Origin of the sequence: Xanthomonas arboricola pv. populi (assembly GCF_002939945.1) — a bacterium.
Lineage (GTDB): Bacteria > Pseudomonadota > Gammaproteobacteria > Xanthomonadales > Xanthomonadaceae > Xanthomonas > Xanthomonas arboricola_A.
This window is the reverse complement of record NZ_MDEB01000001.1, coordinates 854919-868195: the sequence shown is the minus strand read 5'-3', so window position 1 is coordinate 868195 and position 13277 is coordinate 854919. Positions and strand designations below refer to the sequence as shown.

The 13277-nt window shown below is 66.1% G+C and carries 11 protein-coding genes and 3 tRNA genes; 6 read left to right on the top strand and 8 right to left on the bottom strand.

Features of this window, described 5'->3' with window-relative positions; genetic code table 11:
* Window positions 1–33: 33 nt before the first annotated feature.
* The 7 genes from XaplCFBP3123_RS04160 to XaplCFBP3123_RS04130 form a co-directional block, all read right to left on the bottom strand.
* Window positions 34–576 carry a phosphatase PAP2 family protein gene (locus XaplCFBP3123_RS04160; protein WP_104532889.1) on the bottom strand — a complete coding sequence of 181 codons (543 nt, stop codon included), beginning with the start codon at window positions 574–576 and terminating at the stop codon, window positions 34–36.
* On the bottom strand, window positions 557–1693 hold the full coding sequence (locus XaplCFBP3123_RS04155; RefSeq protein WP_104532888.1) for a glycosyltransferase family 4 protein: 1137 nt from the start codon (window positions 1691–1693) through the stop codon (window positions 557–559). Before XaplCFBP3123_RS04155 ends, XaplCFBP3123_RS04160 begins: the two co-directional genes overlap by 20 nt.
* A 235-nt stretch (window positions 1694–1928) precedes the next feature.
* Window positions 1929–3455: an exopolyphosphatase gene (ppx, locus tag XaplCFBP3123_RS04150; RefSeq protein ID WP_104532887.1), complete on the bottom strand. Its 1527-nt coding sequence runs from the start codon at window positions 3453–3455 to the stop codon at window positions 1929–1931.
* Between the two features lie 57 nt (window positions 3456–3512).
* Window positions 3513–5615 (bottom strand): polyphosphate kinase 1, encoded by a 2103-nt coding sequence (ppk1, locus tag XaplCFBP3123_RS04145; protein WP_104532886.1) that lies wholly within the window; start codon window positions 5613–5615, stop codon window positions 3513–3515.
* A 122-nt stretch (window positions 5616–5737) separates the two neighbouring features.
* Window positions 5738–7066 (bottom strand): phosphate regulon sensor histidine kinase PhoR, encoded by a 1329-nt coding sequence (gene phoR, locus XaplCFBP3123_RS04140; protein WP_172453074.1) that lies wholly within the window; start codon window positions 7064–7066, stop codon window positions 5738–5740.
* A gap of 77 nt (window positions 7067–7143) precedes the next feature.
* Window positions 7144–7833 carry a phosphate regulon transcriptional regulator PhoB gene (gene phoB / locus XaplCFBP3123_RS04135; RefSeq protein ID WP_002806631.1) on the bottom strand — a complete coding sequence of 230 codons (690 nt, stop codon included), beginning with the start codon at window positions 7831–7833 and terminating at the stop codon, window positions 7144–7146.
* Between the two features lie 172 nt (window positions 7834–8005).
* Window positions 8006–9712 carry a M48 family metalloprotease gene (locus tag XaplCFBP3123_RS04130; protein WP_172453073.1) on the bottom strand — a complete coding sequence of 569 codons (1707 nt, stop codon included), beginning with the start codon at window positions 9710–9712 and terminating at the stop codon, window positions 8006–8008.
* An 88-nt stretch (window positions 9713–9800) separates the two neighbouring features.
* Between XaplCFBP3123_RS04130 and grxC the strand changes: the two genes are divergently transcribed.
* The 3 genes from grxC (at window position 9801) to XaplCFBP3123_RS04115 (ending at window position 11859) form a co-directional block, all read left to right on the top strand.
* Window positions 9801–10109, top strand: coding sequence for a glutaredoxin 3 (gene grxC / locus XaplCFBP3123_RS04125; protein ID WP_104532884.1), 309 nt, complete (start codon window positions 9801–9803; stop codon window positions 10107–10109).
* Window positions 10106–10501 (top strand): carboxymuconolactone decarboxylase family protein, encoded by a 396-nt coding sequence (locus XaplCFBP3123_RS04120; RefSeq protein ID WP_104532883.1) that lies wholly within the window; start codon window positions 10106–10108, stop codon window positions 10499–10501. Before grxC ends, XaplCFBP3123_RS04120 begins: the two co-directional genes overlap by 4 nt.
* Window positions 10502–10851: 350 nt before the next feature.
* Window positions 10852–11859 (top strand): isocitrate dehydrogenase, encoded by a 1008-nt coding sequence (locus XaplCFBP3123_RS04115; protein ID WP_104532882.1) that lies wholly within the window; start codon window positions 10852–10854, stop codon window positions 11857–11859.
* A gap of 142 nt (window positions 11860–12001) precedes the next feature.
* Here XaplCFBP3123_RS04115 and XaplCFBP3123_RS04110 read toward each other — a convergent pair whose 3' ends face one another.
* Window positions 12002–12763 (bottom strand): Bax inhibitor-1/YccA family protein, encoded by a 762-nt coding sequence (locus XaplCFBP3123_RS04110; RefSeq protein WP_104532881.1) that lies wholly within the window; start codon window positions 12761–12763, stop codon window positions 12002–12004.
* A gap of 152 nt (window positions 12764–12915) precedes the next feature.
* On the opposite strand from XaplCFBP3123_RS04110, the gene XaplCFBP3123_RS04105 reads away from it, so the two are divergent.
* The 3 genes from XaplCFBP3123_RS04105 (at window position 12916) to XaplCFBP3123_RS04095 (ending at window position 13218) form a co-directional block, all read left to right on the top strand.
* Window positions 12916–12992: transfer RNA gene (locus XaplCFBP3123_RS04105), tRNA-Pro, on the top strand.
* Between the two features lie 42 nt (window positions 12993–13034).
* Window positions 13035–13111, top strand: a tRNA-Arg gene (locus XaplCFBP3123_RS04100).
* A 30-nt stretch (window positions 13112–13141) separates the two neighbouring features.
* Window positions 13142–13218: transfer RNA gene (locus XaplCFBP3123_RS04095), tRNA-His, on the top strand.
* The last annotated feature ends 59 nt before the right edge of the window (window positions 13219–13277 follow it).

Below are 13277 nucleotides of genomic sequence, written 5' to 3'. Positions count from 1 at the left end.
TCAGGCAAGCGCGGCGATGGCAGATCTCACGCTTTACCCCAACAACACCGGCAATCCCCACAGCGACAGACTGGCCAGCACCGCGCCGATCGCCGTAGCAGCCAGCACGTCGCTGGGATAGTGCAGGCCCAGTACCACGCGCGACAGCGCCACGCCGGCCGAAAACGGCACCAGCAGGGGCGCCAGCCACGGGTAGTAGGCCAACGCCACGATGCTGAAGGACACCGCATGCAAGGTGTGACCGGACGGGAAACTGAATTCGTCCAGCGGCGCCACCCAGGCGCGGATGCGCACATCGGCCGCATACGGGCGCGGCCGACGCGTCCAGCGTTTGAGTGCCTTGTACAAGGTCAGCGCGAGCACACCGGTGGCGGCCATGTGCGCAGATGCGCGGACGCCATCCATGCCATCGGCCAGCACCAACAAGCCCATCAGGCTGTACCAGAACAGGCCATCGCCGAGCCGGCTGATGGTGGCGAACGCGCGCCGCACCGGGTGGCGACGGCACCAGCGATTGGCGCGCCGGCACCAGCGCGCCTCGCGACCGCGCAGGAGCTCAAGCCGCGTTGCCGACATAACGCCCCCGTGTCGCGGTGATACCCATCAGCAAGGCCTCGAAGTCGGACACCACCGTGTCCGGATGCAGTTTCTTCATCGCCTGCGCAGCCGCAGCCCCCAGGCGCTGGCGCATCGCATCGTCGTCGGTGAGTGCGACGGCGGCCTGGATGAACGCTTCGTCGTCATCCACTGCCGCACCGCTGTGACCGCTGCGCAGATACTCGCGCGCGGCGCCGTAGTCGAAGGCCACGGTGGCCACACCGCTGGCCATCGCCTCCAGGGTCACGTTGCCGAAGGTCTCGCTGCGGCTGGGGAACAGGAACAGATCGCCGCTGGCGAAGTGGCGCGCCAGCGCCGCGCCGCGCTGGATGCCGCAGAAGATGAAATCCGGATTCTCGTGCGCGATCTTTTCGCGTGCCGGGCCATCGCCCACCCAGACGAAGCGTGCCTTCGGCCGGATCTGCTGCAGCTTGCGGAAGGCGCGAATCGCCAGCGGCAGATTCTTTTCGTTGGCGATACGTCCGACATAGATCGCGGCGAAGCCTTCGCCTTCGATGCCCCATTCGGCACGCAAGTCCGGATCGCGTCGGGCCGGATCGAACTGCTGGCTGTCTACCGCGCGCGCCAGCAGTTGCACCCGCTCGAAGCCGCCGTCGCGCAGGAATTGCTGTAGCTCGCGCGTGGGCACCAGCGTGGCCTCGGCCTGATTATGGAAGCGGCGCATCCAGCGCAACGCGGTGCCCTGCAGCCAGGCGGCACCGTAGTCGGGCAAGTATTCGTCGAAACGTGTGTGGAAGCCGGTCGCGACCGGGATGCCCAGTCGGCGTGCCGCACGCATCGCCGACCAGCCCAAGGGGCCTTCCGTGGCCACATAGACCGCATCCGGTTGCGTGATGTGCCAATGACGAACCAGGCGTTGTGTTGCCGGTAGCCCGAATTTCAGTCCCGGGTAGCGCGGCAGCGATGCGCCGCGCACCAGCAGTGCCGCGGCCGCATCGGTATCGCCGCTCTGCCGTGGACGCACCACGTCCACCTGGTGTCCGCGTGCGCGCAGGCCGGTTTCCAGCCCGTGCACGGTCAGCGCAACACCGTTGACTTCGGGGGGATAGGTTTCGGTAACGATCGCGTAGCGCATGCCCGTTCTCCGGTTTTGGCTAGCTTCCGGGAGGGCGATGGCATGGATGTTGCGCCCATAAGTCGCGGCGGTGACAGTGGAGCCGGGAATGGGGAATGGGGAATGGGAATGGGGAATCGCAAAGGCAGCGTGCTGCACTCGTTTAGCGCAATCGCCACCAGTCAGAACTTCTCAGAGCTCCGTGGTCGACTATTCCCGAATCCCCATTCCCGATTCCCGCCTGAGGCCGCAGGCCTCAGGTCACAAACGGTTTGAACGCGATCCCCAGCCCGGCCATGCTTTCGACTTCTCCGATCAGGTCGGCGCGCAACAGCGGGCGCGAGTCGATCCAGCTTTGCGACAGGATCAATGACAGGCGCGTGTCGTCGGCGGTGAGTTCCAGGGTCGGAATCGGGTCGGATTCGTGCGCGCGATGCAGCAGCACCGCCAGCCGCAGCAGCGCGGCCTTGCGTCGGGTCGGCAGCAGCAGGCGATCCGGCAGCGCCTCGAACGCGGTCTTGGGCACATTGCGCCGATGCGTGCGCACCAGCGATGCCAGCACCTGCTGCTCCTGCCGCGAGAAGCCGGCGATGTCCGAGTGCTCCAGGATGTAGCTGCCGTGCACGTGATACTGGCTGTGCGCGATGATCAGCCCCAGCTCGTGCAGGCGCGCGGCGCGGCGCAACACCTGCGCGTCGTCGCCATCCAGCTGCCAGGATTCGCAGACCTGATCGAACAGGCGGCACGCAGTGGCTTCCACGCGCTGCGCCTGCACTTCGTCGATGCCGTAGCGCTGCACCAGCGAGGCCACCGAGCTGTCGCGCGGGTCGTTCTCGCCGCCGCGGCCCAGCATGTCGTAGAGGATGCCTTCGCGCATCGCGGCCTTGCTGACCATCAGCTTTTCCAGCCCCAGGGCCTGGAACGCCGCTTCCAGCACCAGAATGCCGCCGGCGATGATCGGCCGGCGTTCGGCGGCCAGGCCGGGCAACTGGATGTCTTCGATGCGCTTGGCCTTGAGCAGTTCGTCGCGCAGCGCCGGCAGCGCTTCGGCAGTGATCGCGCCCTTGGTGAGCTTCATCGCCGCACAGATCTCGCCAATGGCCTTGTGCGTGCCGGACGAACCGATCGCCTCATGCCAGCCCAGTGCCTTGTACTGATTGGCGAACTGCTGGAACTCGGCGCCGATCTCGGTCAGCGCATCCTTCCATTTCTTCTTCGACAGCTTGCCGCCGGGGAAAAAGCGGCGCGTGCTGGCGATGCAGCCGGCCTGCAGGGATTCGCGTTCCAGGGTCTGGAACCCGCGGCCGATGATGAACTCGGTCGAGCCGCCGCCGATGTCGATCACCAGCCGGCGTTGATCGGGTTTGGGCGGTTGCGCATGCGCAACGCCGAGATAGATCAGGCGCGCTTCCTCGCGTCCGCTGACCACCTCGATCGCATGCCCGAGCGCGGTTTCGGCCGGCATCAGAAATGCCTGCGGCGAGCGCAGCTGACGCACGGTATTGGTGGCCAGCGCGCGTACGCGCAACGACGGCACTTCGCGGATGCGCTGGCCGAAGCGTGCCAAGCATTCGAGCGCACGCTGGCGCGCTTCGTTGGAGATGCCACCTTTGCCATCCAGGCCGTCGGCCATGCGCACGGTTTCGCGCAGGCGATCGACCACGCGCAGCTGACCCATCAGGTAGCGCGCAATGACCATGTGGAAACTGTTGGACCCTAAGTCAATGGCGGCGAGAAAATCGCCATCGCTCAGGGGCGGGATCGTGGGGGAGGGCGTTGGCATGAGCGCATGGTAGCCGATGGGCCGTTGGCCCCGTGAGGGGCCGCGCCCGCACCGCTTTCAGATCCGCTCGAGCAAGGTCATCTGCGCCGAATGTGCCGGCTCGCCGGGGCCGGGTATACGCTTGTGATAGACGCCGTCGGCATCCAGCTCCCAGGCGTTGACGTTGTCGTCCAGGTAGTTCTGCAGCACTTCGCGGTAGACGCGCTTGGCCAGATCCGGATCCAGGATCGGGAAGCAGGTCTCCACGCGCCGCAGCAGATTGCGTTCCAGCCAATCGGCGCTGGCGCAGTACAACTCTGCCGCGCCATCGTTGCCGAACCAGTACACGCGGCTATGTTCCAGAAAGCGCCCCACGATCGAACGCACGCGGATATTGTCGGACACGCCGGGTACGCCAGGCCGCAGCGTGCAGGCGCCGCGCACGATCAGATCGATCTGCACGCCGGCTTGCGAGGCGGTATACAGCGCGCGCACGACTTGCGGCTCGTTGAGGGCATTCATCTTGGCGATGATGCGGCCCGGGCGGCCATTGCGGGCCAGCCGCGTTTCGCGCTCGATCCGCTTCAACACCCCGGCATGCAGCGTAAAGGGCGACTGCAGCAACTGCTCCAGCTTCATGCGCGGAGCGAGCCCGGACAATTGCTGGAACAGCATGTGTACATCGTTGCCGATCTCCACATCCGCCGTGATCAGGCTGATGTCGGTATACAGGCGTGCGGTGCCGCTGTGGTAGTTGCCGGTGCCCAGATGCACATAGCGTTTGAGCTTGCGTCCCTCGCGGCGCACGATCAGCAGCATCTTGGCGTGCGTCTTGAAGCCGACCACGCCGTACACCACCTGCACGCCGGCTTCCTGCAGCTTGTCGGCCAGTCCCAGGTTGGCTTCTTCGTCGAAGCGCGCGCGCAGCTCCACCACCACGGTGACGTCCTTGCCGTTGCGCGCGGCCAGGATCAGCGCATCGACGATCAACGAGTCCTTGCCGGTGCGGTACAGCGTCTGCTTGATCGCCAGCACGTTCGGGTCGACCGCGGCCTGACGGATCACGTCCAGCACTGCAGTGAACGCATCGAAGGGGTGATGCAACAACACATCACCCTTGTTGACGATCTCGAAGATGCCGTCGTTGTCGCGCAAGGTGCGCGGATTGAACAACGGATACTTCAGTTCGGGGCGCTGCACCAGATCGTAGACCTGGGTGACGCGGCTCAGATTGACCGGCCCGACGATGCGATACACCGCGTTTTCGTTCAGGCCGAAGTTCTGCAGCAAGGTGCGCATGATCGGCGCCGGACAGTCGTGCGCGATCTCCAGACGCACCGCCGGGCGATAGCCGCGCGTGACCAGCTCGTCGCGCAAGGCCAGCGCCAGGTTCTCGACCTCCTCCTCGTCCACCACCAGCTCGGAATTGCGGGTGACGCGGAACTGATACGAGCCCTTGACCTGCATGCCCGGGAACAGCTCGTCGACGAACTCGGACAGCACCGAGGACAGGAACACGAAGCTCTGCGCGCCCTCTGGCGACAGGCTCGCCGGTAGCTGGATGATGCGCGGCAACGAACGCGGCGCACGCACGATGGCCAGATGACCGGCGCGCCCGAATGCGTCCTGGCCCTCCAGCACCACCACGATGTTCAAGGTCTTGTTGAGGATCTTCGGAAACGGATGCGCCGGGTCCAGACCCAGCGGCGACAGCACCGGCATGATCTCGTTGCGGAAGTACGCCCGCAGCCAGCGCTTCTGGCGCGAGGTCCACGCCGTTCGGCTGAGCACGGCCACGCCGGCATCTTCCATCGCCGGGCGCAGCACCTCATTCCATGCGTGGTATTGCTGTTCGACCAGCTTGGCCGCGCGGTCGTGCACTGCGTTGAGGATGGCGGTCGGGCTCAGGCCATCCGGCGCCGGCGGCAGGCCGAACTCTTGCGCATGCCGCACGGTGGCCGCGCGGATCTCGAAGAATTCATCCAGATTGGTGCAGGAAATGCACAGGAAACGCAGCCGTTCCAGCAACGGCATCTGCTCGTCCAACGCCTGCGCCAGCACCCGGAAATTGAAGTCCAGCTGCGACAGTTCCCGGTTGATGTACAGCGCCGGATCGCGCAACGGATCGGTGGCGATGTCCTCGGAAGGTGTGACGTCGTGCAGTTCTTTGGCGTGGCCCATTGGAATCGGTCATCAAGACGGAGATGGTGTGCGGCGTGACAGCGCGCCAGGTGCAGCGCAGGCAATGCGGCGCGTCGTTCGCGCGCGCATCGCCCCGCGTTGCGGCGCGCACCCCTTACATATCACGCCGAACGTGACAGTGGCAGGGACTGATCGCGCTGCACGACGCGCGCAGCGACAAAATGGCATGAGAATTCGCTACCGCGTCCGACTTCGCTTTCGATTTCCAGACGCGCCTGATGCAGTCCCAGGATGTGCTTGACGATCGACAGCCCCAGCCCGGTGCCGCCACTCTCGCGCGAGCGGCTGCTGGAGACACGATAGAAGCGCTCGGTGATGCGCGGCAGATGCGAGGCGGGAATGCCGTAGCCGGTGTCGCGCACCGCCAGGGCCGCGCCATCGCCCTCGCGCACGAGGCGGATCGTCACCGTGCCGCCGCCGGGCGTGTAGCGCACGGCGTTGGTGACCAGGTTGGAGAAGGCGCTATGCAGTTCCTTGTTGGAGCCGAGCAGGTCCACGCCGGCCTCGTCGAACACTTCCACCGTGTGGCGGCCCTGGCTGTGCGCTTCGGCTTCGCGGCGCAGCGTCGACAGCATCGGCGCCATCGCCACGTGTTCCTCGCCGAGTTCTTCCTGCGATTCCAGCCGCGACAGCGTCAGCAGATCTTCGACCAGCTGCGCCATGCGCTGCGACTGCTTGCGCATCTCGGCCAGCATCGGGCCCGAATCGGGAAAGTCTTCCGGGTCGAGCATGTCCAGATAGCCGTGCACCACCGTCAGTGGCGTGCGCAGTTCGTGCGAGACGTTGGCCACGAAGTCGCGGCGCACCTGCTCCAGCCGCAGCAGTTTGCTGACATCGCGCGCCACCAGCAGCCAGTAATCGTCGGAGTAGGGGATCAGGCGCAGATTCAGGCGCAGGTCCGGATCCACCGGCGAGGCGGCGTCGAGCATGGGCTCGGCATTGCGGCCGGCGGCCAGCCAGTGCGCCAACGGCAACGGCTGCAACCGCTCCACCACCGACACGCCCATATCGCCCGGATGATGCAGGCCCAGCAGGCCGCCCGCGGCTCGGTTGAACCACTGCACGCGCTGGCTGTTGCGATCCACCACCACCACCGCATCCGGCAACGCCTGTGCGGCGGCGCGGTAGGTCCGCAGCATTTCGATCAGGCGACGCTTGCGCCCGCGCATCTCGGCTTGGCTGCGATAGAGCAGGCGGTCCAGTTCGTTCCAGGCACCGATCCCGGCGGCGGGTTCGGCGCGCTGCCGGGCGGTCAGGCGGCGCAGCACCTGGCGCAGCCGCCAGTAATGCCAGGCCAGCACGCCCAGGGCAGTCAGCGTCAACGCCATCCACACATGCGCGATCAGCACGCCGACCAGCACGGCAGCGCCCAACAGCAGCGCGAGAGTGCCGAGCGTCTTGAGCCAGGCGGAACGGATATGTCGAGGCATGGAAGGCGTTACCACGGAGCGTCAGATGGGCGTGCGAGCCGGCCGGCCTGCGTGGCCGACCGGCCGTGCGGCAACCACTAGGTTGCCGAAGAGAAACGGTAGCCCGAGCCACGCACGGTCTGCACCATGTTTTCCAGGCCGAACGGTTCCAGCGTCTTGCGCAGGCGGCGAATATGCACGTCGATGGTGCGCTCTTCCACGTACACGCTGCCGCCCCAGACATGATCCAGCAGCTGGGTGCGCGTGTACACGCGCTCGGGGTGTGTCATGAAAAAGTGCAGCAGGCGGTATTCGGTCGGGCCGATCGGCACCGGCGCGTCGCCGGCAAACACCCGGTGCGCGGCGCCGTCGATGCGCAGGCGGCCCACGGCCACGCTGCCGTCTTCGTCGTCCTCGCGGGTGCGGCGCATCACCGCACGGATGCGCGCCAGCAACTCGCGCGCCGAGAACGGCTTGACCACGTAATCGTCGACCCCGGCTTCCAGGCCGCCGACGCGGTCGTTCTCTTCGCCGCGCGCGGTCAGCATGATGATCGGAATCTCGCGGGTCAGCTGTTCCTTGCGCCAGCGCCGCGCCAGATCCAGCCCGCTGGTGCCGGGCAACATCCAGTCCAGCAGGATCAGGTCGGGCACGCGGTCGGCGATGGCGGTCTGCGCCTCGCGGGCATCGCCGGCATGGATGGGTTCGAACTCGCCTTTGCGCAGCGCGAACGCCACCATGTCGCGAATCGCGGGTTCGTCGTCGACGATCAGAATGCGTTTTTGCACGCGGGGCTTACCGTCTGGCTTTGGTGATCGCCAGTAGACTACGGTTTTGTGACTCTAATGTGACATCCCCGGCGGCGGCGACCCTGGCGACAGCGGCCTGCACCGGTGGCGGGCGCAGTGCGGGACGCCCCGGCGCACGCCGGGATAACCATTGCGCCCATTGTCACAAGCGCTAGCGGGTCGACAGATCCGGGTCGCGAATCCCTTGCCGGCGCAGCTCCAGCACGGTTGGCGTGATCGCTGCGATGCGCGCATCCACCCGTGCCCGTGTCACATAGTCGAGATCTTTCTTCTTCAGCGCTTCCAGCTGGATCAGCGCCTGTTCCGGGCGTCCATTCAAATACGCGGATTCGGCATAGGCCTCGCTGGCGCGCAGATGGTCGCCGGACAGCTCGCAGGCGCGTGCGTAGGTCTGTTGCAACAAGGGGTCTTCGCTACTGCGATGCAGCAGCGGCTCCAGCACCTGGCGCGCGCGCTGGCCGGAGTCCTTGCTGGCTTGCTCGTTGAGCGCGCCGGCATAGGTCAGCGCCACCGCGCGGTTGTTCGGCAGTTGCTTGAGCAGCGCGTCGAAGCGCGCATTGGCCACCTCGCGCTGGCCCACCCGCGCCTGCGCTTCGCTCAGGCCCAGCGTCAGCCACAAGTTATCCGGATGCGCCTCCAGCAGGCTGGTCAGTTCGGCCACCGGCTCGCTCGGCCGGCCGCCGCTGTTGCGCAGGCGCGCCAGCGCCAGTCCGTAGCGCTGGGCATCGGTCAGGCCGTGCTTGGCGCTGCGGCGCAGGGTCTCGTATTCGCGGATGGCCGCATCCGGCGTGGTCGCGCTGAGCACGCGCAGGCGCTCCTTGGCCCAGTCGAAGTTCTGCTGGTCGCCGCCGCGGCTCAGCGCATCCACCGGCAGCCGCAGCGCATACGGAAGGAGCGCGTTGCCGTTGCGGCTCAGCGGTTCGGACAGCGACGGGTCGGCCGGGTCCACCCGTTCCTGGCGCGTTCCGCCCGGCACCGAGGTGGTCAACACCACGGTGTTCTTCTTCATCTGCTCGGCGCGCGCCTTGGCCTCGCTGATGCGCGTGACCGTGACCGGGTGGGTCTGCAGAAAGTCCGGCGCGCTGTAGCCGCCCTCGTTGGCGCGCATCGCCACCGACATGCGCTCGAAGAAGCCGGCCATCGCATCCACGTCGTAGCCGCTGCGCACCAGCGTGCGGATGCCCAGCCGGTCGGCCTCGGATTCGTTGGAGCGGGTGTAGTCGATCTGGCGCTGCTGCATCAGCCCCATCGCGCTGGTGATGCCGGCCATGGTGGCATCGCCCTTGGAATTGCCGCCGGCCTGTTGTGCGGCGACCACCGCCGCCAGCATGCCGAGCAGGATCGGGATCTGGTCGCGCTGCGCCCGCTCCACCCCACGCAGCACGTGCTGCTGGGTGACGTGGGCGATTTCGTGCGACAGCACCGCGGCCACTTCGTCCTCGCGCTCGGCGGTCAACACCAGCCCGGCATTGACCGCGATATAGCCGCCTAGCGTGGCGAAGGCGTTGATCTGGCGGTCGCGCAGCATGAAAAACGTAAACGGCTGCTGCGGCTGGTCGCTGTTGGCGCCGAGCCGGGTGCCCATGGTCTGCAGCCAGTCGGTGATCAGCGGATCGTCCAGCACGTAGTCGTAATTGCGCAACTCGGCCAGCATCATCTTGCCGTACTCGGCCTGGCGGGCCGGGGTCAGCAGCTCGCCGGCGGACGAGCCGATGTCGGGCAGGCGGTTTTCCTGCGCCGGTGCCACGCCCATGGCAACGGCCAGCGTGAGCGCGGTGGCGAGCGGTAGCAGGCGCAAGTGGAACTCCCAGGTGGTGCGCGGAGCATGCGGGCAGCACGGCGCAATGGCGTGAATCATCGGTTAATCCACAGTGTTGCGGTGACGACGTGGAAATTCCAGTCGCCCGGTACCATTGTCAGACCTCAGACCAACCGCGGAGTTTCCCGTGAGCCAAGACCCCAATGTGCAGGATGCGGCCGCCGGCCCGCAGATCACCCTGTATTCCTCCGCGATCTGCCCGTACTGCGTGGCGGCCAAGAACTTCCTCAAGAGCAAGGGCCGGACCTGGACCGAGGTGCGCATCGACCTGGACCCGGCCGAGCGCAACAGGATGGTCGCGCTGGCCAAGCGCACCAGCGTGCCGCAGATCTTCGTCGGCGACGTCCATGTGGGCGGCTACGACGACATGATGGCGATGCACCGGGCTGGCAAGCTCGAGCCCTTGCTGGCCGGCAATCCAGGCGGCCAGGCATGAGCGAGACCGACAGCGGCAGCGACGACAGGCTGCGCGAGTTCACCGAATTCCGCCAGCGCATGAATCAGCGCATCCTGGCCGAGCCGAACCAGGTGGTACGGCGGTTCTTTGCGCTGGACACCCAGACCTACCAGGCCGGCGCGCTGGACGTGAAGACCAAGGAACTGCTCGGTCTGGTCGCCTCGATGGTGCTGCGCTGCGACGACTGCATCAGCTACCACGTCGCCCAGTGCAAGGAGGCCGGCGTGACCCGTGAAGAATTCTTCGAGACCTTCTCGGTCGGCCTGGTGGTTGGCGGCTCCATCGTCATCCCGCACCTGCGTCGCGCGGTGGACTTCCTCGACCAGCTCGAAGGCGGCGCACCGGCACCGGAGCAGCACGCGCACGGTTGATCGGTGCCGATTGGAGGGAGTCGGGAGCAGTGATTCGGGATTCGTAACAGCGGGCGAGGGCGCGCCGCCCTTTGTGGGCTGCGTTGCCTNGGGGGGGGGGGGGGGCAGTATTTTCAGGGCACCTGGACGCTGGGGTTCCGGTAGGCCTGTATGTGGTGGCAAACACGGCCGTTCTCTGCCGCCACTGACTGCACCGGCTTGCCGCCGTGCACGTCCGGGCCGTGCTTAGACCAAGGTCGATTTGGGCGCCTTCACCGGCATCGGGCATAATTGCCTGTGAAACCTCCTCGCGCCGCTCTGCCGGGTATTGCGGCTGGCGCTCCCCCCTTCAAGTTCGGAAACCCAACGTTATGACGCAGACAATCACGGTCATCCGCGGCGACGGTATTGGCCCGGAGATCATGGATGCCACGCTGTTCGTGCTCGACGCGCTGCAAGCTGGCTTGACCTACGAGTACGCCGACGCTGGCCTGGTCGCGCTGGAAAAGCACGGCGATCTGCTGCCCGAGTCCACCCTGGCCTCGATCACCAAGAACAAGGTCGCCCTGAAAAGCCCGCTGACCACCCCGGTCGGCGAGGGCTTCAGCTCGATCAACGTCGCCATGCGTCGCAAGTTCGACCTGTACGCCAACGTGCGTCCGGCCAAGTCGTTCCCCAACACCAAGTCGCGTTTCGCCGATGGCGTGGACCTGATCACGGTGCGTGAGAACACCGAAGGCGCCTACCTGAGCGAAGGCCAGACCGTGTCCGAGGACGGCGAGACCGCGTTCTCCGGCGCCCGCGTCACCCGCAAGGGCTCCGAGCGCATCGTGCGCTATGCCTTCGACCTGGCGCGCGCCACCGGCCGCAAGAAGGTCACCGCGGTGCACAAGGCCAACATCATCAAGTCGACCTCGGGCCTGTTCCTGAAGGTGGCACGCGACGTGGCCGCGCAGTACCCGGAAATCGAATTCCAGGAAATGATCGTCGACAACACCTGCATGCAGCTGGTGATGCGTCCCGAGCAGTTCGACATCATCGTGACCACCAACCTGTTCGGCGACATCATCTCCGACCTGTGCGCCGGTCTGGTCGGCGGCCTGGGCCTGGCCCCGGGCGCCAACATCGGTGTGGACGCGGCGATCTTCGAAGCCGTGCACGGCTCGGCGCCGGACATCGCAGGGCAGGGCAAGGCCAACCCGTGCGCACTGCTGCTGGGCGCCGCGCAGATGCTGGACCACATCGGTCAGCCGCAGAACGCCGAGCGCCTGCGCGAAGCGATCGTGGCCACCCTCGAAGCCAAGGACGCGCTGACCCCCGACCTGGGCGGCACCGGCAACACCATGGGCTTCGCCAAGGCGATCGCCAGCCGCCTTTGAGCGCGCCGGTAGGTCGCACAAAAGAAAGGGCGCCGACGGCGCCCTTTCTTTGTGTTGGAAGCGGGTTGCTTGAAGCCAGTGTCACGCCATCAGGCGAAGGGATCGCTGTTGCGATTCCCCAATCCCGATTCCCGATTTCCACTCAGTTGCGCGACTGCAGCTTCGACAGCAAGCGCAGGAACTCGATGTACAGCCACACCAGCGTCACCATCAGGCCGAACGCGCCGTACCATTCCATGTGCTTGGGAGCGCCCTGTTCCACGCCGCTTTCGATGAAGTCGAAGTCCAGCACCAGGTTCAGCGCAGCAACGACCACGACGAACAGGCTGAAGCCGATCCCGATCAGGCCCGAGTCGTGGATGAAGGGAATGCGCACGCCGAACAGGCCCAGCACGATCGTCGCCAGATACACCAGCGCAATGCCGCCGGTGGCCGCCACCACGCCCAGCTTGAAGTTCTCGGTGGCCTTGATCATGCCGCTGCGGTAGGCGAACAGCAGCGCGAACATGGTGCCGAAGGTCAGCAGCACGGCCTGGAACACGATGCCGTTGAAACGCGCCTCGTAGACCGCCGAGATCGAGCCCAGGAAGAAGCCCTCCACCAGCGCGTACAGCGGCGCGGTAACCGGGGCCCAGGTCGGCTTGAAGCTGGTCGCCAGCGCGAACACCAACCCGCCGATCGCACCGGCGATCATGTAGAGCCGCGCGGCAGGCAACGGGGCGCCATCGGCGCCGATCGACTGCGACCAGGCGAAAGCAGCGGTGACCACCGCCATCAGCAACAGCAGGCCGGTCTTGTTGACGGTGCCGTTGAGGGTCATCGCCTGACCGTCGCGCGTGACCACCGCGCCGGAGCCCAGGTCGAGGAAGGTGGATTCCCGAAGGGCGGGATTGCCGCTACGCATACGTGTTCTCCATGAAATGTAGATGCCTGCCGACTTGGCGAGCGATGCCGCGAGGATACCGGATCGCCCGATTTACACAGAGTGATTGACAGCAAGGCCAATCATTCCCAAAATAGCCGACCTTTCCAGCCTTCGGGATTGAAAGGTCCCGCCGGGGTATAGCGCAGTCTGGTAGCGCGCCTGCTTTGGGAGCAGGATGTCGGGGGTTCGAATCCCTCTACCCCGACCATTCCGAGCTCTTGACGGCGTGGGAATGCGAAGTTCGGTCCGGGCGCCCGTAGCTCAACCGGATAGAGCACCGGCCTTCTAAGCCGGCGGTTACAGGTTCGAGTCCTGTCGGGCGCGCCATCGGCGGTGCGGTAGGAAGTAGTTTCAGTGGTGGCTGTAGCTCAGCTGGTTAGAGTACTGGATTGTGATTCCAGATGTCGGGGGTTCGAGTCCCCTCAGCCACCCCACTGATTGCAGGAAAAGTTGGACCCGATGCATCGCGGGTGTTGCAACGAGGCAAAAACGC